This is a genomic window from Kribbella jejuensis (genome assembly GCF_006715085.1).
Lineage (GTDB): Bacteria > Actinomycetota > Actinomycetes > Propionibacteriales > Kribbellaceae > Kribbella > Kribbella jejuensis.
Map to the genome: position 1 here is coordinate 2,138,361 of NZ_VFMM01000001.1, position 24,344 is coordinate 2,162,704.

20 protein-coding genes are annotated in these 24,344 nt (G+C 67.2%); all 20 read right to left on the bottom strand.

Features of this window, described 5'->3' with window-relative positions; all coding sequences use genetic code 11:
• Positions 1–33: 33 nt before the first annotated feature.
• A complete protein-coding gene (locus tag FB475_RS10505) occupies positions 34–3,894 on the bottom strand; it encodes a DNA-directed RNA polymerase subunit beta' (RefSeq protein ID WP_141854832.1) in 3,861 nt (1,286 codons plus the stop codon).
• 68 nt (positions 3,895–3,962) lie between these two features.
• Positions 3,963–7,445: a DNA-directed RNA polymerase subunit beta gene (rpoB, locus tag FB475_RS10510; protein ID WP_141854834.1), complete on the bottom strand. Its 3,483-nt coding sequence runs from the start codon at positions 7,443–7,445 to the stop codon at positions 3,963–3,965.
• 262 nt (positions 7,446–7,707) lie between these two features.
• Positions 7,708–8,364 carry a hypothetical protein gene (locus FB475_RS10515; protein WP_141854836.1) on the bottom strand — a complete coding sequence of 219 codons (657 nt, stop codon included), beginning with the start codon at positions 8,362–8,364 and terminating at the stop codon, positions 7,708–7,710.
• The gene (locus FB475_RS10520; protein ID WP_141854838.1) at positions 8,364–8,855 is read right to left on the bottom strand and encodes a hypothetical protein; all 492 of its coding nucleotides are present in this window, start codon (positions 8,853–8,855) and stop codon (positions 8,364–8,366) included. The genes FB475_RS10515 and FB475_RS10520 overlap by 1 nt, the downstream gene beginning before the upstream one ends.
• Positions 8,852–10,141 (bottom strand): MCE family protein, encoded by a 1,290-nt coding sequence (locus tag FB475_RS10525; protein ID WP_141854840.1) that lies wholly within the window; start codon positions 10,139–10,141, stop codon positions 8,852–8,854. Before FB475_RS10525 ends, FB475_RS10520 begins: the two co-directional genes overlap by 4 nt.
• Complete coding sequence (locus FB475_RS10530; RefSeq protein ID WP_141854842.1) at positions 10,138–11,379, bottom strand: MCE family protein; 1,242 nt, start codon at positions 11,377–11,379, stop codon at positions 10,138–10,140. The genes FB475_RS10525 and FB475_RS10530 overlap by 4 nt, the downstream gene beginning before the upstream one ends.
• Complete coding sequence (locus FB475_RS10535) at positions 11,376–12,566, bottom strand: MCE family protein (RefSeq protein ID WP_141854844.1); 1,191 nt, start codon at positions 12,564–12,566, stop codon at positions 11,376–11,378. Before FB475_RS10535 ends, FB475_RS10530 begins: the two co-directional genes overlap by 4 nt.
• On the bottom strand, positions 12,566–13,579 hold the full coding sequence (locus tag FB475_RS10540) for an MCE family protein (protein WP_141854846.1): 1,014 nt from the start codon (positions 13,577–13,579) through the stop codon (positions 12,566–12,568). Before FB475_RS10540 ends, FB475_RS10535 begins: the two co-directional genes overlap by 1 nt.
• On the bottom strand, positions 13,576–14,607 hold the full coding sequence (locus tag FB475_RS10545) for an MCE family protein (RefSeq protein ID WP_141854848.1): 1,032 nt from the start codon (positions 14,605–14,607) through the stop codon (positions 13,576–13,578). Before FB475_RS10545 ends, FB475_RS10540 begins: the two co-directional genes overlap by 4 nt.
• Positions 14,604–15,932, bottom strand: coding sequence for an MCE family protein (locus FB475_RS10550; RefSeq protein WP_141854850.1), 1,329 nt, complete (start codon positions 15,930–15,932; stop codon positions 14,604–14,606). Before FB475_RS10550 ends, FB475_RS10545 begins: the two co-directional genes overlap by 4 nt.
• Positions 15,929–16,747: an MlaE family ABC transporter permease gene (locus FB475_RS10555; protein WP_141857912.1), complete on the bottom strand. Its 819-nt coding sequence runs from the start codon at positions 16,745–16,747 to the stop codon at positions 15,929–15,931. The genes FB475_RS10550 and FB475_RS10555 overlap by 4 nt, the downstream gene beginning before the upstream one ends.
• A gap of 13 nt (positions 16,748–16,760) precedes the next feature.
• The gene (locus FB475_RS10560; protein ID WP_141854852.1) at positions 16,761–17,534 is read right to left on the bottom strand and encodes an MlaE family ABC transporter permease; all 774 of its coding nucleotides are present in this window, start codon (positions 17,532–17,534) and stop codon (positions 16,761–16,763) included.
• A 115-nt stretch (positions 17,535–17,649) separates the two neighbouring features.
• On the bottom strand, positions 17,650–18,597 hold the full coding sequence (locus FB475_RS10565) for an ABC transporter ATP-binding protein (protein ID WP_141854854.1): 948 nt from the start codon (positions 18,595–18,597) through the stop codon (positions 17,650–17,652).
• Positions 18,598–18,797: 200 nt separating this feature from the next.
• A complete protein-coding gene (gene rplL, locus FB475_RS10570; RefSeq protein ID WP_141854856.1) occupies positions 18,798–19,187 on the bottom strand; it encodes a 50S ribosomal protein L7/L12 in 390 nt (129 codons plus the stop codon).
• Positions 19,188–19,253: 66 nt separating this feature from the next.
• Positions 19,254–19,865, bottom strand: a complete 612-nt coding sequence (rplJ, locus tag FB475_RS10575; protein ID WP_141854858.1) for a 50S ribosomal protein L10 — start codon at positions 19,863–19,865, stop codon at positions 19,254–19,256.
• 217 nt (positions 19,866–20,082) lie between these two features.
• Positions 20,083–21,267 carry an MFS transporter gene (locus FB475_RS10580; protein ID WP_141854860.1) on the bottom strand — a complete coding sequence of 395 codons (1,185 nt, stop codon included), beginning with the start codon at positions 21,265–21,267 and terminating at the stop codon, positions 20,083–20,085.
• A complete protein-coding gene (locus FB475_RS10585; RefSeq protein WP_141854862.1) occupies positions 21,267–22,076 on the bottom strand; it encodes an IclR family transcriptional regulator in 810 nt (269 codons plus the stop codon). The genes FB475_RS10580 and FB475_RS10585 overlap by 1 nt, the downstream gene beginning before the upstream one ends.
• A gap of 81 nt (positions 22,077–22,157) precedes the next feature.
• The gene (locus FB475_RS10590) at positions 22,158–22,562 is read right to left on the bottom strand and encodes a RidA family protein (protein WP_141854864.1); all 405 of its coding nucleotides are present in this window, start codon (positions 22,560–22,562) and stop codon (positions 22,158–22,160) included.
• A gap of 9 nt (positions 22,563–22,571) precedes the next feature.
• Complete coding sequence (locus FB475_RS10595; RefSeq protein ID WP_141854866.1) at positions 22,572–23,306, bottom strand: IclR family transcriptional regulator; 735 nt, start codon at positions 23,304–23,306, stop codon at positions 22,572–22,574.
• On the bottom strand, positions 23,303–24,265 hold the full coding sequence (locus FB475_RS10600; RefSeq protein ID WP_141854868.1) for a sugar kinase: 963 nt from the start codon (positions 24,263–24,265) through the stop codon (positions 23,303–23,305). Before FB475_RS10600 ends, FB475_RS10595 begins: the two co-directional genes overlap by 4 nt.
• Positions 24,266–24,344 lie beyond the last annotated feature (79 nt).

Consider the following 24,344-nt stretch of genomic DNA (forward strand, 5'->3'; position numbering starts at 1 on the left):
CGCCCCACCGCCCCGGTCGGGGATTGACTCGAATCAGTTCTGGTACGAACCGAGGTCGAAGTCGTCGAGCGGGACCGACTGACCGCTGGACGGGCCGAAGTCGTAGTCGTACGACTCGTAACCGACCATCGAGTACATCGCGGCCTTCGCCTCTTCAGTCGGTTCGACCCGGATGTTGCGGTACCGGTCCATGCCCGTACCGGCCGGGATCAACTTACCGATGATGACGTTCTCCTTCAGACCGACCAGGGAGTCGGACTTGCCGTGGATCGCGGCCTCGGTCAGCACCCGGGTCGTCTCCTGGAAGGAGGCGGCCGACAGCCACGACTCGGTGGCCAGCGAGGCCTTGGTGATACCCATCAGCACCGGACGACCGGAGGCCGGCGTACCGCCCTCGGCCACCACGCGGCGGTTCTCCGCCTCGAAGGTGACCCGGTCCGCGAGCTCGCCCGGCAGCAGCTGGGCGTCGCCCGACTCGATCACCGTGACCCGGCGCAGCATCTGCCGGACGATGATCTCGATGTGCTTGTCGTGGATGGCCACACCCTGCGACCGGTACACCTCCTGGACCTCGTCCACCAGGTGCTCCTGCGCCTTGCGGACACCCAGGATCCGCAGAACCTCCTGCGGGTCCGGCGTACCCTGCGTCAACTGCTGGCCGACCTCGACGTGCTGGCCCTCCTCGATCAGCAACCGGGTCCGCTTGGACACCGGGTAGGAGACCTCCTCCGACCCGTCGTCCGGCGTCAGCACCAGCTTCCGGCTCTTGTCGGTGTCCTCGATCGAGATCCGGCCGGCCGCCTCCGAGATCGGCGCCTTGCCCTTGGGCTGGCGAGCCTCGAAGAGCTCGACAACACGCGGCAGACCGTGGGTGATGTCATCACCCGCGACACCACCGGTGTGGAAGGTCCGCATGGTCAGCTGGGTACCCGGCTCACCGATGGACTGGGCGGCGATGATGCCGACCGCCTCACCGATGTCGACCGGCTTACCGGTGGCCAGCGAACGGCCGTAGCACTTGGCGCAGGTACCGGTCTTGGCGTCACAGGTGAGCACCGACCGGACCTTGACCTCCTCGACACCCGCCTCGACCAGCTTGGCGATCGAGACGTCGCCCAGGTCGCTGCCGGCCGCCAGGACGAGGTTGCCGTCCGGGTCGAACGAGTCGGTCGCCAGGGTCCGCGCGTAGGCGCTGGTCTCCACGTTCTCGGCGTGCACGACCTTGCCGTCCGGGCCCTTCTCGCCGATCTTCTTCGGCAGGCCCCGCTCGGTCCCGCAGTCCTCCTCGCGGATGATCACGTCCTGCGACACGTCCACCAGACGACGGGTCAGGTACCCCGAGTCGGCGGTCCGCAGCGCGGTGTCGGCCAGACCCTTCCGGGCACCGTGGGTGGCGATGAAGTACTCGACCACCGACAGGCCCTCGCGGAAGTTGGACTTGATCGGCCGGGCGATGATCTCGCCCTTCGGGTTGGCCACCAGACCACGCATACCGGAGATCTGCCGGATCTGCATCATGTTGCCTCGGGCACCGGAGTGCACCATCATCCAGATCGGGTTGTCCTTGGCGAAGTTCTCCTCCATCGCCTTACCGACCTCGGCGTTGGCGCCGGTCCAGATCTCGATCAGCTCCTGGCGCCGCTCGGACGAGGTGATCAGACCCCGCTCGAACTGCTTCTGGACCTTCTCGGCCTGGGCCTCGTAGCGGGCCATGATCTCGGGCTTGCTCGGCGGCGTGCTGAAGTCGTCGATCGACACCGTGACACCGGACCGGGTGGACCAGTAGTAGCCCAGGTCCTTCAGCGCGTCCAGCGCGTGCGCGACCTCGACCTTGGTGTACCGCTCGGCCAGGTCGTTGACGATCCCACCGAGCTGCTTCTTGCCCACCTCGGTGTCGACGAACGGGTAGTCCGCCGGCAGCGCCTCGTTGAACAGCGCGCGGCCCAGAGTGGTCTCCAGACCGAAGCCACCGCCGTCCAGCTCGATCGCGTTCGCCGGAGCGGCCGAACCGCTCAGCCGGAGCGTGATCTTCGCCTGCAGCGACAGCTCGCCGTGGTCGAAGGCCATGATCGCCTCGGCGACCGAACCGAACGCCCGGCCCTCACCCTTCACGCCGTCCTTCAGCATGGTCAGGAAGTAGATGCCGATGATCATGTCCTGAGTCGGCATGGTGACGGGACGACCGTCGGCCGGCTTCAGGATGTTGTTCGTCGACAGCATCAGGATCCGGGCCTCGGCCTGCGCCTCGGCCGACAGCGGCAGGTGCACCGCCATCTGGTCACCGTCGAAGTCCGCGTTGAACGCGGAACAGACGAGCGGGTGGATCTGGATCGCCTTGCCCTCGATCAGCTGCGGCTCGAACGCCTGGATGCCGAGCCGGTGCAGGGTTGGTGCACGGTTCAGCAGGACCGGGTGCTCGGTGATGACCTCTTCCAGCACGTCCCAGACCTGGGCGCGCTGGCGCTCGACCATCCGCTTGGCGGACTTGATGTTCTGCGCGTGGTTGAGGTCGACCAGCCGCTTCATCACGAACGGCTTGAACAGCTCCAGCGCCATCGCCTTCGGCAGACCGCACTGGTGCAGCTTGAGCTGCGGGCCGACCACGATGACCGAACGGCCGGAGTAGTCGACGCGCTTGCCGAGCAGGTTCTGGCGGAACCGGCCCTGCTTGCCCTTGAGCATGTCGGACAGCGACTTCAGCGGCCGGTTGCCCGGGCCGGTGACCGGACGGCCGCGGCGGCCGTTGTCGAACAGCGCGTCGACGGCCTCCTGCAGCATCCGCTTCTCGTTGTTGACGATGATCTCCGGCGCGCCCAGGTCGAGCAGCCGCTTGAGCCGGTTGTTCCGGTTGATCACCCGGCGGTACAGGTCGTTCAGGTCCGAGGTGGCGAACCGGCCACCGTCGAGCTGGACCATCGGGCGCAGGTCCGGCGGGATGACCGGGACGCAGTCCAGGACCATACCCATCGGGCTGTTGTTGGTGGCCAGGAACGCGGTCACGACCTTGAGCCGCTTCAGGGCGCGGGTCTTGCGCTGGCCCTTACCGGTCTTGATCGTCTCGCGCAGGTTGTCCGCCTCGGCCTTCAGGTCGAAGGTCTCCAGCCGGCGCTGGATCGCGGCGGCACCCATGGCGCCCTCGAAGTACTTGCCGAACCGCTCCTTCATGGCGCGGTAGAGGATCTCGTCGCCCTCCAGGTCCTGGACCTTCAGGTTCTTGAACCGGGTCCAGACCTCGTCGAGGCGGTCGATCTCGCGCTGCGAGCGGTCCCGCAGCTGCTTGACCTCCCGCTCGGCGCCTTCCTTGACCTTGCGGCGGACGTCGGCCTTGGCGCCCTCGGCCTCGAGCTGCGCCAGGTCCTCCTCGAGCTTCTTCATCCGCGTCTCGATGTCGTTGTCACGACGGTTCTCGAGCTGCTTGCGCTCGACGTCGACGCGACCCTCGAGCGACGAGAGGTCGCGGTGCCGCGCCTCGTCGTCGACGTCGGTGATCATGTACGCCGCGAAGTAGATGACCTTCTCCAGGTCCTTCGGGGCGAGGTCGAGCAGGTAGCCGAGCCGCGACGGGACACCCTTGAAGTACCAGATGTGGGTGACCGGCGCGGCCAGCTCGATGTGGCCCATCCGCTCGCGGCGCACCTTGGAGCGGGTGACCTCGACGCCACACCGCTCGCAAATGATGCCCTTGAAGCGAACGCGCTTGTACTTGCCGCAGTAGCACTCCCAGTCCCGGGTGGGACCGAAGATCTTCTCGCAGAACAGACCGTCACGCTCGGGCTTGAGGGTCCGGTAGTTGATCGTCTCCGGCTTCTTGACCTCGCCGTGAGACCACTGGCGGATCTCGTCCGCGGTGGCCAGGCCGATCCGAAGCTCGTCGAAGAAGTTCACGTCGAGCACGATGTGTTATCTCCCGTTGCTAAAAGTGGTCTGAGTGGGTTGGTTGTTGATGTCAAGCGGCAACCCGCTCAGACCTCCTCGACACTGTTCGGCTCGCGCCGGGACAGGTCGATGCCCAGTTCCTCCGCCGCCCGGAAGACGTCCTCCTCGCTGTCGCGCATCTCGACCCGGCTTCCGTCGGACGAGAGCACCTCGACATTGAGGCAGAGGGACTGCATTTCCTTGACCAGAACCTTGAACGACTCCGGGATACCCGGCTCCGGGATGTTCTCGCCCTTGACGATCGCCTCGTACACCTTGACCCGCCCGACGACGTCGTCGGACTTGATCGTCAGCAGTTCCTGCAGCGCGAAGGCGGCACCGTAGGCCTCCAGGGCCCACACCTCCATCTCGCCGAACCGCTGGCCACCGAACTGGGCCTTACCACCCAGCGGCTGCTGGGTGATCATCGAGTACGGACCGGTCGACCGTGCGTGGATCTTGTCGTCGACCAGGTGGTGCAGCTTCAGCATGTACATGTAGCCGACACCGATCGGGTCCGGGAACGGCTCACCCGAACGGCCGTCGAACAGCCGGGCCTTGCCCTGGCCGTTGACCATCCGGACACCGTCGCGGTTCGGCAGCGTCGAGGACAGCAGGCCGGTGACCTCTTCCTCGGTGGCGCCGTCGAAGACCGGGGTGGCGACGTTCGTCATCGGCTCGGCCGCACCGGCGCCGATCTTGATCAGCCGCTGCGCCCACTCCTCCTCGTTCTCCGGATCCACTTCCCAGCCGCGGGAGGCGATCCAGCCGAGGTGGGTCTCCAGCACCTGGCCGACGTTCATCCGGCCGGGCACGCCCAGCGGGTTCAGGATCACGTCGACGTGGGTGCCGTCCTCGAGGAACGGCATGTCCTCGACCGGAAGGATCTTGGAGATGACGCCCTTGTTGCCGTGCCGGCCGGCCAGCTTGTCGCCGACCGAGATCTTTCGCTTCTGGGCCACGTAGACGCGGACCAGCTGGTTGACACCCGGCGGCAGCTCGTCGCCGTTGTCGCGGTCGAAGACCCGGACACCGATGACGGTGCCCTCCTCGCCGTGCGGCACCTTGAGCGACGTGTCGCGGACCTCGCGCGCCTTCTCACCGAAGATCGCGCGCAGCAGCCGCTCCTCCGGGGTCAGCTCGGTCTCGCCCTTCGGGGTGACCTTGCCGACCAGGATGTCACCGGTGGTGACCTCGGCGCCGATCCGGATGATGCCACGCTCGTCCAGGTCGGACAGCATCTCGTCGGAGACGTTCGGGATGTCCCGGGTGATCTCCTCCGGACCCAGCTTGGTGTCGCGGGCGTCGACCTCGTGCTCCTCGATGTGGATCGAGGTCAGCAGGTCCTGCTGCACGACGCGCTGGCTGAGGATGATCGCGTCCTCGTAGTTGTAGCCCTCCCACGTCATGAACGCGACCAGCATGTTCCGGCCGAGGGCCATCTCGCCCTCGTCGGTGCACGGACCGTCGGCCAGCGGCGTACCGACCTCGACCCGCTGCCCGGCGTCGACCAGCGGGCGCTGGTTGATGCAGGTGCCCTGGTTCGAGCGGCGGAACTTCGCCATCCGGTAGGTCTGGTACGTGCCGTCGTCGGCGGCGATCTCGATCAGGTCGGCCGAGACCTCCTTGACCACACCCGCCTTGTCGGAGACCACCACGTCGCCGGCGTCGACCGCACCGCGGAACTCCATCCCGGTCCCGACCAGTGGGGCGTCGGAGGTGATCAGCGGCACCGCCTGGCGCTGCATGTTCGAACCCATCAGCGCGCGGTTGGCGTCGTCGTGCTCGAGGAACGGGATCAGCGCGGTCGCCACCGACACCATCTGGCGCGGCGAGACGTCCATGTAGTCCACGTCCTCGACCGGGACCAGCTCGACCTCACCGTGACGGCGGCGAACCAGCACGCGGTCCTCGGCGAACCGGTTGTCGTCGGTCAGCGCGGCGTTCGCCTGCGCGATGACGAAGCGGTCCTCCTCGTCGGCGGTCAGGTAGTCCACCTGGTCGGTGACGGCACCGTCGACGACCTTGCGGTACGGCGTCTCGACGAAGCCGAACGCGTTCACCCGGCCGTACGACGCGAGCGAACCGATCAGGCCGATGTTCGGGCCTTCCGGGGTCTCGATCGGGCACATCCGGCCGTAGTGGGACGGGTGCACGTCGCGGACCTCGAAGCCGGCCCGCTCACGGCTCAGACCACCCGGGCCGAGCGCGTTCAGCCGGCGCTTGTGGGTGAGGCCGGCGACCGGGTTGGTCTGGTCCATGAACTGCGACAGCTGCGACGTACCGAAGAACTCCTTCAGCGCCGCGACCACCGGACGGATGTTGATCAGGGTCTGCGGCGTGATCGCCTCGACGTCCTGGGTCGTCATCCGCTCCCGGACCACCCGCTCCATCCGGGCCAGGCCGGTGCGCAGCTGGTTCTGGATCAGCTCACCGACGGTCCGCAGCCGGCGGTTGCCGAAGTGGTCGATGTCGTCCTCTTCGACCACGATCTCGCCGCGCGGTGCCGGCAGCTCGGTCTTGCCCTCGTGCAGCGCGACCAGGTACTTGATCGTGGCGACGATGTCGTCGACGGTCAGCACCGCCTGGTCGTGCGCCTCGTCCCGGCCGAGCTTCTTGTTGATCTTGTAGCGGCCGACCTTGGCCAGGTCGTAGCGCTTGCCGTTGAAGTAGTAGTTCTCCAGCAGCGCCTGCGCGGCCTCGCGGGTCGGCGGCTCACCCGGACGCAGCTTGCGGTAGATGTCCAGCAGCGCGTCGTCCTGCCCGGAGGTGTGGTCCTTCTCCAGGGTGAGGCGGATCGACTCGTAGTCGCCGAACTCCTCCAGGATCTGCGCGTCGGTCCAGCCCAGCGCCTTCAGCAGCACGGTGACGTTCTGCTTGCGCTTGCGGTCGAGGCGGACGCCGACCATGTCGCGCTTGTCCACCTCGAACTCCAGCCACGCGCCGCGCGACGGGATGATCTTGGCGGTGAAGATGTCCTTGTCGGACGTCTTGTCCGGCGTGCGCTCGAAGTACACACCGGGCGAGCGGACGAGCTGGGACACGACGACCCGCTCGGTCCCGTTGATGACGAAGGTGCCCTTGCGCGTCATCAGCGGGAAGTCACCCATGAAGACGGTCTGGCTCTTGATCTCACCGGTTTCGTTGTTCATGAACTCGGCCGTGACGAACAGCGGAGCCGAGTACGTGACGTCTCGCTCCTTGCACTCGTCGACCGTGTTCTTCGGGGGCTCGAAGCGGTGGTCGCGGAACGACAGCGACATGGTGCCGCTGAAGTCCTCGATCGGGGAGATCTCCTCGAAAATCTCTTCCAGGCCGCTGGGGCCGGACAGGTCCGACCGCCCCTCGGCCTCGGCGGCGGCCACTCGGGCCTGCCACGTTTCGTTGCCGACCAACCAGTCGAAACTGTCCACCTGCAACGCGAGCAGATCCGGAACCTGGAGCGGCTCGGAGATCTTTGCGAAGGAGATGCGGCGGGGGCCGGTGACGTTGGAAATGCTGTCGGACTGGGGGTTGCGCGAGGCGACCAAGGGGCGTCCTTCCACGGGCTCGCAAAATCACATCGGTGCTGGGAGCGCACGCCAAGCCGCCCCAGTCAAGTCGGAGACCCGAGCAGAGGCGAGAGAAAGGCAGCGCAAAGCAATAGGCTACATGATCCAGGCAAGCCTGTCCAATGGGGTCCAACAGTTTGCCGTCGGACCACCCTCTCCGTCAAGGACCGACCCGGGGTCTCCAGTGGGTAGATCACCCACGAGACCTCCGGCGCCCCTCTGGTGCGGAGTCACCTAGAGGTTACAGTCCGGCGATCTCCTGGACCAGCCATTGGTGGCCGTTTCGGACCATCGTGAACCGGGTCCGGTTCAGATCCACCCGGGGACTACCCTTCGTGATCGTACTGGTGGTGGTCTGGTTGACGAAGATGATCAGCGTGACCCGGTCGGCGTCGCCGTCGCGGACCGCGACCTCGCGCACGTCGGCCTTCACCGTGGCCTTGGTCTTGGTGGCCAGCTCGCCGGCCACCTTCGCGGTCTCGTCGAACTTCGCGGCGAAGTCCGGAGTCATCGTCGCCCGCGCCGCAGCGAAGCTTTTGTCCAGGTCACGGTAGTCGTAGCTGAGTGCGGTCTCGGCCGCCTTCCGGCCCGCCGCGGCCGCCTGGTCGCGGGCGTCCTCGGCCTCCTTGCCGTGCCAGGCCTTGATCCCGAGCACCGCGGCGACGGCCAGCGTGAGTACGACGACGACACCGAGCGCAGCGATCAGCGTGTTCCCGAGACCGGTCGGACGATCACTCTCCGTAGTCGATTCCGGAGTGATCGGTTCGGCGACGACCTCTTTTTCCGGCTCCGGTGTGGCCGGGGTCACATCCTGTTCGAGTCGTACTTCCGGCTCGCCGGGTTTCGCGCTCCGGCGCTGGCCGGCGATCCGCGGCCGACCGCTGCTGGAACCGGACATCAGCCCACCACCTGCAGGTCGGCGGTCAGCCAGCGGTCCTTCTCGCGGACCATGTCCAGCTTGATCCGGTACCGGCGTTCGGTCCCCGTGGTCGAGGCGGTGTTGGTCACCACCGCGTTCACGATCACCAGGACCTGGGCGGAGTCCTTGTCGTTCGACACCACGCCCGCCTCCTTGACGTCCCCCTTCGAGGTCGCCTTGTTCTGCACGACCTCGGTCTTCACCGCGTCGATGCCGTTCTGGAACTCCTGCTTGAACTGCCCGGTCGACTCGTCGATCACGCGCTTCGAGTCCGCGTCCCAGGTCTGGTAGTCGTACGTCGTGAAGTCCAGCGCGAGCTGCCGCGCCGCCTTCATCGCGCCGTGGCGCTCCGCGTCGTCGGCCCGCTGTTTGCGCAGCGCGACCACCGACAACGTCAGCCCGGCGAGTGCCACCACGAGCAACACGCTGAGCGCCCAGGCCAGCACGAGCCGGCCGTTCTTTGCGATCACTGCCCGGTCACCGGTCCGAGGATGAGTGCCTTCCAGGAGTCGCTGCCGAGCAACTCCTGCTGTCCGCCGGTCGAGCCGAGCACGATCGACGGCATGCCGCCGGACCCGCCCGCCTGACCGGTCGCCGGGTCGTAGCCGACGCCGTACCCGGTGCGGTTCAGGTAGCGCGACGACGGGGCCGGCTTGTTCTGCGAGCCGCGGACGTTGATCCCGCTCGACGGGCTCGCCGTACAGGCCGCCTTCGTGTTCGCCTGGGTGTTCGTCACGTCCTGCGGGACCCGCTTGTCGGTGCCCCCGTACCCGGGCCGGCAGGCGGGCGGGCTGAGGCCGACGACCAGCCCGAAGTGCGCGTCGTAGTGCCCGGTGCCCGGGTCCTTCGCGGGCACGACGTACCCGCCCATCGCGACCGCTGGATACACCACCATCAACTGCTCGACAGCGTCCAGCCGGACCGCGGTCAGTTCGCTCACCGTCAGCAGGTTACCGAGCAGCACCGCGATGTCCGCACTGTTGTCCCGGATCAGGCCGGTCAGCTGACTGGACGCGAACGAGCCCTGGTCGACGACCGTCCGCAGGCTCTTGTCCGACGCCACCAGGGTGTCCGACAGCAGCGCGAGGTTCTTCGCCCAGGTCTTGATCGCGTCACCGCTGGCGACCTGGGTGGCCAGCACGGTGTCGCCGTCGTTGATCAGCTTGATCGTCTGCAGCACGTTCGCGTCGGCGTTGTCGATCAGCTTGCCGGAGCTGTCGATGATCTTCTGCAGGTCGGTGCCCTTGCCCTTCAGCGCCGCCCCGAGCTCGTGCACCGTGGTCCGCAAGCTCTCCTTGTCGACCGAGTTCACCAGCTGGTCGAGGTTCAGCAGCAGTTCGGTGGTGTCGATCGGTACGGCGGTGTCCTGGCGCGCGATCTTGGAGTTGTTCTGCAGGTACGGCGCTCCGTCGCGGCGCGGCTGCAGGTCGACGTACTGCTCGCCGATCGCCGACCGGTTCGCGACCACCGCGAGCAGGTCGTTCGGGATCTTGAACTTCTTGTCGATCTCCAGGTTCACGTCGACACCGTCGGGCAGCAGCTTGAGCTCCCCGACCCGGCCGACCGGCTGGCCGCGGTACGTCACCTCGGCGCCGGAGAAGATCCCGCCGGACTCGGCGAAGCTGGCGCTGACGGTGTAGTTCTTGTTCACCACCAGCTGGTCGACCTGCGCGTACCGGGCGCCGACGAACGCGACGCCGACGACGGTGATCAGCAGGAACACCATCAGCTGGATCCGGACCGCTCTGGTGATCATGAGACCGCTCCCGGCATCAGGGCCCGGGCCAGGTCGGGATCGAACCCGGACCGCTTGAGCTGTGGCGAGCAGACCGGCAGCCCGAGCAGCGTGATGCAGGTCGTCGTGGTGCCGGTCGGCACCGGTAGCGACGGCAGCCCGCTGCCCCCGGCACCCGGAGTGAGGTGCAGCGGGAGGCTGATCCCGAGCGTCGGCAGCGCGGTCGGGCCGACCGTCGGCAGGTCCAGCCCGATGAGGCCCTTCAAAGCCTTCTGGGTGTTCACGTCGAGCGTGATGCCGAGGTTGGTGTAGTCGCCCTTCGCGGCTTTGGCGGCCTGGTCCGGGAACGGATACGTGAACAGCAGCTCCAGCGACTTCGGCAGGTTCGCGCCCGCCTCGGCCAGCTTGGTCAGCGTCGGGTACAGCGACTGCAGGTTGGCGACCAGGTCCTTCTGCGAGGAGGTGATCACCCGGGTCGCGGTGTTGCCCAGCGTGGCCAGGGCCTGCAGCGTCTTGACCAGTGCGGCCCGCTGCTGGTCGAGCGTCTTGATCGACTTCGGCAGCGAGTCGATCGCGGTCGCCAGCGTCGCCTTCTGCGCATTCAGCTTCTTGGCCAGCGCGTCCACCGACTTGATCGCGGTGATGATCGTGGCCTTGTTCTGGTCCAGGGTCCCGACGAACGTGTTGAGCTGGGTCAGCACACTGCGGATGGCCGGCTCGTTCCCGGTCAGGGCCTTGTTCAGCTCCTGGGTGATGATCTGCAGCTGGGCGACGCCGCCGCCGTTGAGCAGCAGCGACAGCGCCGACAGGACCTCCTCGACCTCGACGTTGCTGGTCGTCCGGGACAGCGGGATCAGCTCGCCGTTCTCCAGCTTGCCGCGCGGTTGCTCGGACCCGGTCGGCCGGGACAGCGACACGAACTTCTCACCGAGCAGGCTGGTCTGGCGGATCGTGGCGTGCGTGTTGTCCGGCAGGTCGAGGCTCTTCGGCAGCTTGATCCGCACCTTCGCGACGTACCCGTCCAGCCAGACCTTCTCGACCGTGCCGACGGTGACGTCGTCGACCTTCACCGACGACTTCGGTACCAGGTCGAGTACGTCGGCGAACTCGACGGTCACCGTGTACGACGGGCCCTTGATCTTGGCGCCACCGGGCAGCGGCAGCGAGTAGACGGAGAAGTCGCAGCCGGACAGCAGCATCGCCAGCGCGGCGACACCGGCGGCAAGCGAGACACGGCGTTGGATTCTGGGGCGTTTCATTTGACCAGCCCCCCGAGCGTCGGGTCGACCGGGTCCGGCCGGTTCAGCGGCGGCTGCGGCGCGGGCGCCCACGGCGTACCGGCCGGGCCACCGCTGATCGGCGCGTTCGCACCGGTCAGCTGGGTGATCAGCGGCAGTTTGGCGAGCGCGTCGAGCACCGGCTTGAGCGCCGAACAGGTCGACATCGACTGGTTCGCCTGCAGCAGGATCGAGCAGATGAACGTCGCCGGGTCGTCCAGCTGGCCGGGGTTGATCCGCTGGTCCAGCGTGCCGAACTGCGGGTTGTAGATCCGGGCCAGGTTGCCGAGGCCGAGCGGCGCGGTGTCCAGCACCTCGGCGATCGCGGCCTTCTCCTTCACCAGGATCTGCGACAGCTGCGTGGCCTGGGAGACCGTCCCCTTCACCAGGGTCCGGTTGTCCCGGACGAACGTGCCGACCTCGGTCAACGCGGTCGCCAGCATCGCCAGCGCGTTGCCGAGGTCCTTGCGCTCGGCGGCCAGCGTGGTCGAGGTCGCCGCGAAGTTCGCGTTGAACTGGCGGACGAGCCCGTCGTTCGCGGCCAGCGCCGACACGAACGTCTGCAGCTGCCGGATCGTGTTGAACAGCGCGGACGAGTTCCCCGACAGCGTGCTGGTCAGCTTGGACACGTCGGTGATGGTCTGGTTGATCTTCGCGCCCTGGCCGTTCAGGTTCTTCGCGGAGACGTCCAGCAGCCGGGCCAGCGCGCCCTGGTCGTTCGCGCCCTTCGGACCGAGCGCCACCGACAGGTCGTTGAGGCTCTGGTAGATCTGGTCCAGCTCCAGCGGTACGGCGGTCCGGTCGAGCGGGATCTCGGCGCCGTCGGCCATCACCTCGCCCTTGGAGTACGCCGGCGTGAGCTGCAGGTACCGGTCCGCGACGATCGACGGCGACGCGATCACGGCCTTCGCAGTGGCCGGCACCTTGTCCTTGGCGTCCCACCAGAACCTCACCCGAACCGAGCGGCCCGCCGGCGTGATGCTCTCCACCTCGCCGACCTTGATGCCGAGGATCCGGACGTCCGAACCGGGGTAGATCGAGACCGCGCGCGGGAAGTACGCCGTCGCGGTGACCCGCTTCGGCTTCGGCCACAACGTGACCGCGCTGACCACGAGGATCACCAGGACCACCGCGATCGCGATCAGCCGGGACAGTGCGTTCACCCGCATCAGCCGTTACCCCCGAGGATCTTGGGCAGCCCAGGGGGCAACAACTTCGGCAGCGGGATCTCCGGGACCGGAGCGAGGTTCTGCAGGTAGGTGTCGAACCACGGTCCGGTGCCGAGCGTGTTGGTGAAGACCCGGACGAACGGCGCCAGCCCCTTCAGGCTCGCGTCGAGCGAGTTCTGGTTCTGCAGGAGTACGGCGAGGACCGCGTTCACCTTCTGCAGCGTCGGTGCGAGGTCCTTGCGGTTCTCCCGGACCAGTGCCGTGATCTGCGCGGACAGCGCCTGCGTCGACACCAGCAGCTGGTGGATCAGCGCGCGCCGGGCCTGGACCGCCTGGAAGACCGTGTTGCCGTCCTTCATCAGCTTGACCAGCTGCTGGTTGCGGTCGGCAAGGACCTTGGTGACCACGTTCGAGTGCTGCAGCAGCAGCTTGAGCTGCTGGTCGCGGGCGGCCACGTTCCGGGAGAGCCGGGACAGTCCGGTCAGCGAGGCCTGCACCTCGTCGGGCGTGTTCTTGAACGTCGCCGACAACGTGTCCAGGGCCTTCGCCAGCTGCGCGGTGTTGATCCGCTCGGTGGTGTTGGCCAGATCGGTGAACGCGTCGACCACGTCGTACGCCGAGATCGTCCGGTCCAGCGGGATCTCCGAGCCGGGCTTCAGCTGCCCCGAACCGGCCGGATCGAGCTTCAGGTACTTCTGCCCGAGCAGCGTCTTGATCTTCATCTCGGCGCCGGTCTGGTCGCCCAGCTTCACGCCCTTGTCGACGACGAAGTCGACCCGGACGTGGGTGCCCTCGAGGACCACGGCGCGCACCTTGCCGACCCGGACCCCGGCCACCCGGATCTCGTCGTTCGGCTTCAGGCCGCCAGCCTCGGAGAACTGCGCGGAGTACTTCGTCCCGCCGCCGATCAGCGGCAGGTCCTGCGCCTTGAACGCGGCCAGCATGATCAGCGCGATCACCGTCAGGCCGACGACACCGATCGTCACCTGGTTCTGCTCCCGGAACGGCTTCACTTGGCACACCTCGCCGAGTTGAGGTCGTACGAGACCGGGATGCGGGTGCCTGTCGGCAGCGTGACGTTGCCGTCGAAGTTGCACAGGTAGAAGTTGAACCAGGAGCCGTAGGAGGCCGTCCGGGTCATCGTGTTCAGCTTCTCCGGCATGAACTGCAGGGTCTTCACCCAGATCGACTGGGTGTCGTCGAGCGTGCTCGCGACCGTCCGGAGCCGGTTCAGGTCGGCCTTGATCGGGACCCGGGTCTGCTGCAGCAGGCCGGCCGTCTTGGTGTTCAGCGAGTTGATCGAGGTCAGCGAACTCAGGATCGGGTTGATGTCCTGGCTCAGGCCGGTGATGAACTGCTGCAGGTTGACGAGCAACTGGGAGAAGTTCTGCTGCCGCTGCGAGACGATCTGCAGCGTCGAGGTGAGGTTCGTGATCAGGTCGCCGATCACCTGGTCGGCGTCCGCGAGCGTGGTGGTCAGCGACGCGGTCTTGGCCAGCAGCGACTCGATCGTGCCGCCCTCGCCCTGCAGCACCTTGATCACCTCGAACGCGAACTGGTTCACGTCCGCCGGCGTGAGCGCGGTGAACAGCGGCTTGAAGCCGTTGAACAGGACGGACAGGTCGAGCGCCGGCGTCGTCCGCTCCTTCGGGATGATGCCGTTCTTCTTCAGCCGCGGGCCGCCGCCGACCCCGTCGGTGAGCGCGATGTAGCGGTTGCCGACCAGGTTCCGGTAGCGCAGCGTGGCATGCGTCGAGGTGTCCAGGACCTCGTTCGAGTCGACGCTGAACGTCACCATCGCCAGCGAGTCCTGGTACAGCTGGATCTTGTCGACCTGCCCGACCTTCACGCCGGCGATCCGGATGTCGTCGCCCTGGTTCAGCCCGACCGCGTCGGTGAACACCGCGCGGTACTTCGTGGTCGAGTTGAAGGTGATGTTCCCGATCGTCACCGCCAGCAGCGCGGTCGCGATCGTGGTGACCACCACGAAGATCCCGAGCCGGACGGTGTCGAAGGTCGTCTTGCGGTCGAAGAAGCTCATCCGAGGTTCACCTGCCCTCCGCGGAGCAGCGGCCCGACCAGCAGCGTGGTCAGGTCCGGTACGTCGGTGGCGGGTACACCCATCGCGGGGCCGACGACCGCGTCGATCACCTGCTGTTCGGCCGGCGTACCGACGCCCTGGGTGTCCATGGCGAACCCTGGCATCGCGCGGTTCAGCTGCAGGTTGAGCGGGAAGCGCTGGTTCTTGTTGTGGTCGCCGATCACGCCGTCGTCACCGGTCACGTACGGCGCCGGGTTCTCCTGCGTGTACGGGCCGGGCTTCTCACCGGGGACGCTGTAGTTCCGGCCGATGCAGGTCGGGCCGCGGTGGTCCTTGTACGCCGGGAGCTCGTTCGGCTCGTACGGCGTCGGCTGGTTGGTGATCAGCTCGAGGTTGATGTTCAGCCGGCCGTCGCGGAACGTGTCGTTCAGCCGCGGCAGCGTGTCGCTCATCACGCCGAGGAAGCACGGGAACTCGGGCGAGTACTTCTCCAGCAGGTCCAGCACCGGGCGGCTGACCTGGCCGAGCCGGATCACCCGGTCCTCGTTCGCCTTCAGGAACGCGTCACCGGTCGTCGACAACTGCTGGACATTCACGAAGAACGCCTGCAGCTGCTTCTCCTTCTCGACGACCGTGTTGCCGGTGATGGTCAGGTTGCGCAGCGCGCGGGCGAGATCCGGTGTGACGTCGCCGTACAGATCCGAGACCTGGCTGAGTTTGGCGAGCGCGTCCATCAGCTTCGGGATGCTCGGGTTCAGCTTCTTCAGGTACGCGTCGAGCTGGGTCAGAGTGCCCGCGATCTCGGTGCCGCGGCCCTCGAGCGCGGTCGCGAGGGTGTTCAGCGTGGCGTTCAGATCGGCCGGGTCGACCGCCTGGAGCAGCGGAAGCGCGTCGTTCAGCACCTTCTCGATCTCGATGCCGACCGCGGTCTTGTCCCGCTGGATCACGTCGCCGGCCTTGATGTGCGCGCCCTCGGGGCCTTTCGGCGGGACGAGCGAGACGTACTTCTCGCCGAACAACGTCTTCGGCAGGATCCGGGCGCTGACCGCGGCGGAGATCTCGTCGACCTGGTCCGGCTTCAGCGCCAGGTCGATGGTCGCCTCGTCACCGTCGGTGGACACCTTGCGGACCTCGCCGACGATGATCCCGCGCAGCTTGACGTCCGCGTGCTCGTTCAGCTGCAGGCCGATGTGGCTGGTCTTCAGCTCCACGTTCACGGTCTTGACGAAGACCTTGGCGTAGAAGGCGTACGTCAGCCAGAGCAGGAACACGAGGACGCCGATGAACATGACGCCCAGCACCTTGTGAGAGACGAGTCGGGTCATCCGGCCAACCTCACGGTGGTCGTCGTACCCCAGATGGCCATCGAGAGCAGCAGGTCGACGACGTTGATCACGACGATCGACGTACGCACGGCGCGGCCGACGGCGACGCCGACGCCCGCAGGACCGCCGGTCGCGTGGTACCCGTGGTAGCAGTGCACCAGGATCACCAGCACGGAGAACACCAGCACCTTGCCGAACGACCAGAGCACGTCCCCGGGTGGCAGGAACAGGTGGAAGTAGTGGTCGTACGTCCCGGTGCTCTGCCCGTAGAACGTGGTGACCGTCAACCGGGTCGCGAAGTACGACGCGAGCAGGCCGACGACGTACAGCGGGATGACCGCGACCAGGCCGGCGATGATCCGGGTGGTGACCAGGAACGGCAATGACGGGATCGCCATCACCTCGAGGGCGTCGATCTCCTCGCTGATCCGCATCGCGCCGAGCTGCGCGGTGAACCCGCAGCCGACGGTCGCGGCGAGCGCGATGCCGGCGATCAGCGGGCCGATCTCGCGGGTGTTGATGTAGGCCGAGACGAAGCCGGCGAAGGCCGACGTACCGATCTGGTTCAGCGCCGAGTAGCCCTGCAGGCCGACCTCGGTACCGGTGAAGAAGGCCAGGAACGTGATCACGCCGACGGTGCCGCCGATGACGGCCAGCGCGCCGGTGCCGAGCGTGACCTCGGCGAGCAGCCGGAGGATCTCCTTGCGGTACCGGGTGACGGACTTGCCCGACCAGGCCAGCGCCTTGATGTAGAACGCGAGCTGCTCACCGAGCCGGTCGAGCGAGCTCAGCGGCTTCTTCACCAGGACGTCCATCAGGGCCGACACGTCAGGCCCCCTTCGGCGGGACGAGCTGGAAGTAGATCGCGGTCATCGAGAAGTTCGCGACGAACAGCAGCATGAACGTGATCACGACCGACTGGTTCACCGCGTCGCCGACACCCTTCGGGCCACCGCCCGCGTTGACACCCTTGTACGCCGCGACGATCGCGGCGATCGCTCCGAAGACGAGGGCCTTCGCCTGGCCCTGCCACAGGTCCGGGAGATGCGCCAGCGCGGTGAAGGACGCGATGTAGCTGCCCGGCGTACCGTCCTGGAGGACCACGTTGAAGACGTAGCCGCCCATCACGCCGACCACGCTGACGAAGCCGTTCAGGAAGAACGCGACCAGCATCGTGGCCAGCACCCGCGGTACGACGAGGCGCTGGATCGGGTCGATCCCGAGCACCATCATCGCGTCGAGTTCCTCGCGGATCTTCCGCGAGCCGAGGTCCGCGCAGATCGCCGAACCGCCGGCACCGGCGATCAGCAGCGCGGTCGCGATCGGCGACGCCTCCCGGACCACGGCCAGGACGGCTGCCGAACCGGTGAACGCCTGGGCGCCGAACTGCTTGATCAGTCCGCCGACCTGCAGCGCGATCACCGCACCGAACGGGATCGCGACCAGCGCGGTCGGGATGATCGTCACGCTGGCCACGAACCAGGCCTGCTGGAGGAACTCCTTCAGCTGGAACGGCCGGCGGAACATCGCCCGGAAGGTGTCGAGAGCGAACGCGAAGAGCGATCCTGCGTGCTTCAGCGGAGCGGTAGCAGAGACGGTCACGGGGCCTCCCGCTCTGGACTGAGGAGCGCAGGGAGCGAAGCGACCGGAGCGACGAGGGAAGAGCGGGAGTCACAGCCCCGTGACCCGCCGCGCGGCAGCGCGGCATCCAATACGGTCACCTGGCGCCCACCGTCGATGTGGCGAAGGATCCGGGCGGCGGAGTGACGCCGTTCTCCCGGCACCACTCGCCCGGCGGGCGCTGGGTCGGGCGGAGCATCCCGCTGCTGGGCAGCTGCTGGATCGGGATCGGCGGCAGCGGCGGCAACTCCTGGCCGCTCTCGCGGGCCAGCTCGTCGGCGTCCTTCTCCTCGGACATCCCGATCGGGCCGATCATCTGCGCGTTCAGGAACTGCCGGATCACCGGCTCCTCGCTGGACAGCAGCATCTCCCGCGGGCCGAACATGGCCAGGTGCCGGTGGTACAGCATGCCGATGTTGTCCGGCACGGTCCGCGCGGTGTTGATGTCGTGCGTAACGATCAGGAAGGTCGCGCCGAAGGCTTCGTTCAGGTCGATCATGACCTGGTTCAGGAACGACGTACGGACCGGGTCCAGGCCGGAGTCGGGCTCGTCGACGAGCAGGATCTCCGGGTCGAGCACGAGTGCCCGGGCCAGGCCGGCGCGTTTGCGCATCCCGCCGGAGATCTCACCGGGCAGCTTCCGCTCGGCGCCGACCAGGCCGACCATCTCCATCTTCTCCATCACGATGGAGCGGATCTCGGACTCGGACTTCCTGGTGTGCTCGCGGAGCGGGAACGCGACGTTGTCGTACAGGTTCATCGAGCCGAACATCGCGCCGTCCTGGAACAGCACGCCGAACAGCCGGCGGACCTCGTACAGCTCGCGTTCGCTGCAGGTGGCGATGTCGGTGCCCTCGATGAAGACGTGTCCGCGGTCGGGCTTGATCAGGCCGATCAGCGTCTTCAGGAACACGGACTTGCCGGTGCCGGACGGGCCGAGCATCACGCAGATCTCACCGGCCGGCAGGGTCAGGGACACGTCGCCCCAGATCAACTGGCTGCCGAACGATTTGGTGAGACCTTCGACGCGAACTTCTACGCCCACCGGCCCTCCTCACGGGATGTCTGCTGCTGCCCAAACGACGGGGCAGTGGCCTAGGTTACGCACGAGTACGGTTTTGCGTAACCCCTGGAAGTCAAGCGATTGCGATAGTAGCGATCCAGAAATGAGAGAAGGACGGACCCCTTGCGGGGACCGCCCTTCTCTACACATTCGTTACGTCCCGGAACGGAACGTAAGCGAGGTCACTTCAGGGTGACGGTGGCGCCGGCGCCCTCGAGGGCCTCCTTGGCCTTCTCCGCGGCAGCCTTGTCGACCTTCTCCAGGATCGGCTTCGGGGCCGACTCGACGAGGTCCTTGGCCTCCTTCAGGCCGAGGCTCGTGAGACCGCGCACCTCCTTGATGACCTGGATCTTCTTGTCGCCGGCGCTCTCGAGAACGACGTCGAACTCGTCCTGCTCCGCGGCCTCTTCGGCCGGGGCGCCGCCGCCCGCGGCCGGGGCAGCGGCAACGGCGACGGGAGCAGCGGCGGTCACGCCGAACTCCTCCTCGAACGCCTTAACGAACTCCGAGAGCTCGAGCAGGGTCAGGTCCTTGAACTGACCGAGCAGCTCCTCGGTGCTGAGCTTCGCCATGGTGGCGGTCCTTCCTAACTGTGGTACTTCGTGATCACTGATGGGGTGGTGCTGGTGAGAATCGCCTCAGCTGTCCGCTGCGGCGGTCTCCTCGGTGCTCGCCTCGGCAGGTGCGTCGGCCGCCGGAGCAGCCTCCTCGGCCGGCGCCTCGGTGGCGCCACCCTCCGCCTGCAGTTTGTCCTGCAGCGCCGCGAACAGGCGCGCGGCCTGCGACAGCGGAGCAGCGAACAACGACACCGCTTGCTGCGGGGCCGCCTTCATCGCACCTGCGAGCTTCGCGAGGAGAACCTCACGCGACTCCAGGTCAGCGAGCTTGCTGATCTCGTCAGAGCTGAGCGGCTTGCCGTCGAGCACGCCGCCCTTGATGACGAGAAGGGGATTCGCCTTGGCGAAGTCACGCAGGCCCTTGGCCGCAACCACCGCATCGCCCTTGATGAAGGCGATGGCCGACGGACCCTCGAGCAGCGAGTCGAACGACTCGACACCCGCGTCCTTGGCCGCGATCTTGGTCAGCGTGTTCTTCACCACGGCGTAGTTCACGTCGTCACCGAGCGAAACTCGAAGCTGCTTGAGCTGCGCAACGGTGAGACCGCGGTACTCGGTCAGCACAGCGCCGTTGGAACTACGGAACTCGTCCGTCAGCTCCGCGACAGCGGCTGCCTTGTCCGGCCTCGCCATGGGGGTCTCCTTCTATCGGCTTCCACGCCGTAGACCCCGGAGAAAGAGAAACGCCCCTGCGCAGGCGCAAGGGCGTGAACATACATGCTTCACTATCCAAGTCACCTGCGCGGGCCGCCCACCTGAGTGGGACTTTCAGCTACCTAGGGCAGCAACCAGCGGTCTTCGGCAGTAGCCATTGTTGCACCCGCAATAGCTTCTACCAAATCGGTTGCGATCAGGCGGGCTGCTCCGCTTGTGGATGCGGTGGGATCCAGCGGTGCATCGCGGTGGCCGCGGCCCAGCCCGTGCCCGCCATGATGACGATCGCCGGCGCCAGCCCGAGCACCGCCGTGGCCCCCGCCAGCAGCAACGGCCCCGCGCCGTTCCCGGTGTCCGCGAACAACCGGAACGCTCCGAGGAACTGCGCCCGCCCGACCGCTGGCGACGCGTCCGCTCCCAGCGTCATGATCACCCCGGCGCCCAGCCCGTTCCCGATCCCCATCAGCAACGCGACCGCGGTCAGCGTCACCGTCGTATGCGTCAACGGCAGCAACAGATGCGCCAGCCCCAGCACGAACATCGACGGTACGGCGACCCACTTCCGCCCGAGCCGGTCCATCACCGAACCCGCCGGATAGAACAGCAACATGTCCACCGCACCGGACAGCCCGAAGATCACACTGGTCGTTTGCGGATCCAGCCCGATGTGCAATGCCCACAGCGGAATCACCACCTGTCGCGACGCGCGCACCGCGCCGACAAGTAGGGCGCCGACGCCAAGAGTCCGCAGTACGGGGAAGTGGTCGCGGATGACAACCCAGGTGGACTGACCGGCGACAGGGCCTCGTCCACGGCGGTGCTCCACGTCGGGCAGGCTCAACAGGACGCCACAGGCCAGTACGGCGGCCACCAGGTGCACCCAGTACGCACCGTCGGTATTGAGGAACTTCATCGCGAAGGCACCGAGGAACGGGCCGATGAAGGAGCCGATGCGCTGTACGCCGCCCAGTGTCGACAACGCTCGCGCCCGGAGCTCGATCGGGACCGCTTCACTCAGATACGCCTGCCTGGCAAGGCCCCAGACCGCTCCTGCGAGCCCGGTGCAACCGATAGCAATGGCCAGACCCCACACGTTCGGGACAACCAAGCAGCCCGCTAGAGCGAACGCCACGAACACAGTCGCTCCCAGCATCGCCTTGCGTTCACCGATGCGGTTCGTCAGCGCGCCGGCCGGGATGTCGCCGATCACCTGTCCCAGACCGGCAGCCGCCACGACCAGACCGGCTACCGCAACGGACGCACCCAGGTGGGTTGCCGAGAGCGCGACAACCGGCGCGATGGCGCCCTGGCCGATCCCGTAGAGCAGGGCCGGCAGGTAGACGGCAGGGGCGATCTTCCACAGACTCCGGGCCTGGGACATCACCGGCCGCCGGCCAGCGCCGTACTACGGTCCCGGGTGGCCGGGGTGGCTCCCAGCAGCTCCGACACCGACCAGGCACCTTCGGCGACCCGCATCCCGAACTCCTTCATCCGCTCCACCGGCATCCGCATCTCGGGGCCGGACACGCTGAGACACCCGGCGACCTGGCCGGAGTAGCCGAACACCGGTGCGGCCACACTGCAGATACCCGCGGTCCGCTCGGTCCGTGACATCGCGTAGCCGCGCCGCCGAATCTCCGCGAACTGCTGCGCGAGCACCTCCGGGTCCGTGATCGTCGCCGGCTGCACCTTCTCCAGCGGGCCCTTCAGAACTTCCTGCTGCCGCTCGAACGGCAGGAATGCGAGCAACGCCTTGCCCGGTGCACCCTGCGGCAGGGCGACCGGCAGGCCGAACTCCGTGTATGTACGGCGGAGTTGGTGAAGGCTCTCGACCTGATCCAGCACGACGCGCTGGCCCGACGGCAGCAACTCGTGCACAGCCGCGGTCTCCCCTGTGTCATCGCGGAGTGCACGCAGCACCGGAAGCGCCGCGTCGCGCAGACCGGCCGGAATCCCGCCGCTGTGCGCGAGTTGTACGACGAGCGGGCCGATCGCGTACCGCCGGTGCGCGGTCTGCCGGACCAGACCGTTCTCCTGCATCGCCAACAGCAACCGGTGCACCGTGCTCGTCGACAGCCCGGTCGCCCGGGCCAGGTCACTGATGCCGAGATCCGGCGTCCTGGCGTCGAAACAGCGCAGGATCGCCACGGCCCGGTCGATCGACTGCACCGAACCGCGAGCTTCCTGCATGGTGAAATCCTATCCCGCGATACGGGACGCCGGCTGGGCAGTCCAAAGCCCGGACCACCAGGGCCCGGGCTTGGGAGTGGTTCAGCTCAGGACGGCGAGGGCGTCGATCTCGACCAGCATGTCCGGGAGCGGCAGGCCGGTGAAGACCGTGGTCCGCGACGGCAGCACACCACTCGGGGTGCGGGTGGAGACGAAGTCCGCGTAGGCCTCGTTCATCGCGGCGAAGTCCTCGCGCTGGGTGAGGTAGACGCGCAGCATGACCACGTCGTCGATGCTCGCGCCGCCGGCCTTCAGGATGGCCTCGATGTTCTGCAGCACCCGGGTGGTCTGGCCCTTCACGTCACCGGCGAACACGAAGTCGCCGGTGGCCGGGTCGACCGAGCCCTGACCGGACACCTGCAGGATGTTGCCCTTGCGGACGCCCTGCGAGAACACCGGCATCGGCGGCGGCGCGTCGGTGGTGGACACTGCGGTCTTGTCGGACATGGGACCTCTCTAGTTGTAGTCGGCTGAGATCGCGTTCGCGGTGGCGAGCAGGTCTGGCAGCAGCTCGAGCACCTGTTCATAGTTCAGCAGTACGTCGGGTACGGACAACGACACGGCCCCCACAACCCGGCCGGTGGCGTCCTTGAGCGGCGCACCGATGCAGTTGATGAACGACTCGTGCTCGGCCTTGTCCTGCGCCCAGCCACGTTCCTTGGTGATCAGCAACTCGTCCCGCAGCCGGTCCGGGTCGGTGATGGTGTTCGGTGTGTAGGCCTTGTAGTCCAGCGCCTGGACGATGGCCTCCTGCTGCCGCTTGGGCTGCGCAGCCAGCAGTACCTTTCCCACCGCGGTGCAGTGCAGCGCAGCCGGCGCACCGACCTGTGAGTACATCCGTACTGACCGCACACTGTCCAGCTTGTCGACGTAGATGACCTCACCGTTCTCCCAGGCGGCCAGGTGGACCGTCTGCCCGGTCTTCTGGTTCAGCTCGCGCAGATGCGGTGCGGCAACCTGCCGTACGACGTGTTGCTCGCGCGCGACGTCCGCGAGAGCGAACAGCCGCGAACCCAGGCGGTACTTGTGCGATGCGTCCCGCCGTACGAACCGGTCGGCCTCCATCGTGCGCAGCAACCGCAGCACGGTTGTCTTGTGGACGCCGAGCTCCGCGGCCAACTGGTCCAGCGACCGCTCGCCCTCTCCCAGGCTCGTGAGAATCTGCAGCGCGCGGCCGAGGCTCTGGCTCATGCCACACCGATCTTCGTCGCCGCCCACTCCTCGTCGGTGGCGTTGAGCAACTTCTCCCGCTCGACCAGGCTCGGAGGCGGCGCATGATCCTCAGGCCGCGTCAACACCGCGGCCGCCGTGAGATGCCCCAACCGCAACCGCTGCGTTGCCGGCAGCCCCTGCAAGGTCCCTGCCAGGAAGCCTGCCGCAAACGCATCCCCGGCCCCGACCGTCTCCACAACTTCTACGGACAGTGCTGGGACCTCAGTGCGACCATCCGGCTCAAGAACAATCGCGGCGTTGGAGTCGTCCTTCACCACCAGCGTCTTGCCGCCGACCAACTCGTACAACGCCTCGGGATCCCCGGTGCCGGCGAAGACCTCAGCCTCGTCCGCCCCGATCAGCACGATGTCGGCAGCCTTCAGCAACCGCCACAACGGCTCCGGATCCCGCTCACGCCACAGCACCGGCCGCCAGTTCAGATCGACGCTCAGCAAGAACTCCCGCGGCTCGGTGGCCAGCCGCTCCAGCATGTCCGAGCTCGACGAAGAAATACCCGCGGTAATACCGGTGGTGTGCACGAGCTTCGCCTGCGCCAACCGCTCCCGCACCTCCGGCCGGTCCAGGAACGCGGGATCCATCGCAGCGGCCGCCGAGCCGGTCCGGTAGTAGTGCATCTGCGACCGCCCGCCGTCGGACTCCTTCACGTAGAGCGCCGTCGGCCGGACCGGGTCCAGTTCCACTCCCCCGACGTCGACCCCGCGCGCTTCGAGGTCCCGCAGTACGTGCTGGCCGAAACCGTCGTCGCCGAGCCGGGAGATCCACCCGGTCGGTACGCCCAACGCGGCCAGCCCGCCGGCCACGTTGCACTCCGCCCCGCCGACCGACCGCTTGAACACCTCGACGTCCGACAGCGGTCCGGCGCCACCCGCGAGCATGATCATCGCTTCGCCCAGGCAGAGGGCGGCCGTCTCGGGCATCGGCACTCCTCGATCGAGAGGTGATGGGATAGGGCCTTAGCGTGCGTTGACGCGACTTCGGCCGCGATGTTACAACCGA

Bases quoted from the DNA above. Each gene is read 5' to 3' on its own strand.
- FB475_RS10515 (WP_141854836.1), bottom strand. From the start codon at position 8,364: ATGTCCGGTTCCAGCAGCGGTCGGCCGCGGATCGCCGGCCAGCGCCGG.
- FB475_RS10525 (WP_141854840.1), bottom strand. From the start codon at position 10,141: ATGATCACCAGAGCGGTCCGGATCCAGCTGATGGTGTTCCTGCTGATC.
- FB475_RS10530 (WP_141854842.1), bottom strand. From the start codon at position 11,379: ATGAAACGCCCCAGAATCCAACGCCGTGTCTCGCTTGCCGCCGGTGTC.
- FB475_RS10535 (WP_141854844.1), bottom strand. From the start codon at position 12,566: ATGCGGGTGAACGCACTGTCCCGGCTGATCGCGATCGCGGTGGTCCTG.
- FB475_RS10545 (WP_141854848.1), bottom strand. From the start codon at position 14,607: ATGAGCTTCTTCGACCGCAAGACGACCTTCGACACCGTCCGGCTCGGG.
- FB475_RS10550 (WP_141854850.1), bottom strand. From the start codon at position 15,932: ATGACCCGACTCGTCTCTCACAAGGTGCTGGGCGTCATGTTCATCGGC.
- FB475_RS10555 (WP_141857912.1), bottom strand. From the start codon at position 16,747: ATGGACGTCCTGGTGAAGAAGCCGCTGAGCTCGCTCGACCGGCTCGGT.
- rplL (WP_141854856.1), bottom strand. From the start codon at position 19,187: ATGGCGAAGCTCAGCACCGAGGAGCTGCTCGGTCAGTTCAAGGACCTG.
- rplJ (WP_141854858.1), bottom strand. From the start codon at position 19,865: ATGGCGAGGCCGGACAAGGCAGCCGCTGTCGCGGAGCTGACGGACGAG.
- FB475_RS10580 (WP_141854860.1), bottom strand. From the start codon at position 21,267: ATGTCCCAGGCCCGGAGTCTGTGGAAGATCGCCCCTGCCGTCTACCTG.
- FB475_RS10585 (WP_141854862.1), bottom strand. From the start codon at position 22,076: ATGCAGGAAGCTCGCGGTTCGGTGCAGTCGATCGACCGGGCCGTGGCG.
- FB475_RS10590 (WP_141854864.1), bottom strand. From the start codon at position 22,562: ATGTCCGACAAGACCGCAGTGTCCACCACCGACGCGCCGCCGCCGATG.
- FB475_RS10595 (WP_141854866.1), bottom strand. From the start codon at position 23,306: ATGAGCCAGAGCCTCGGCCGCGCGCTGCAGATTCTCACGAGCCTGGGA.
- FB475_RS10600 (WP_141854868.1), bottom strand. From the start codon at position 24,265: ATGCCCGAGACGGCCGCCCTCTGCCTGGGCGAAGCGATGATCATGCTC.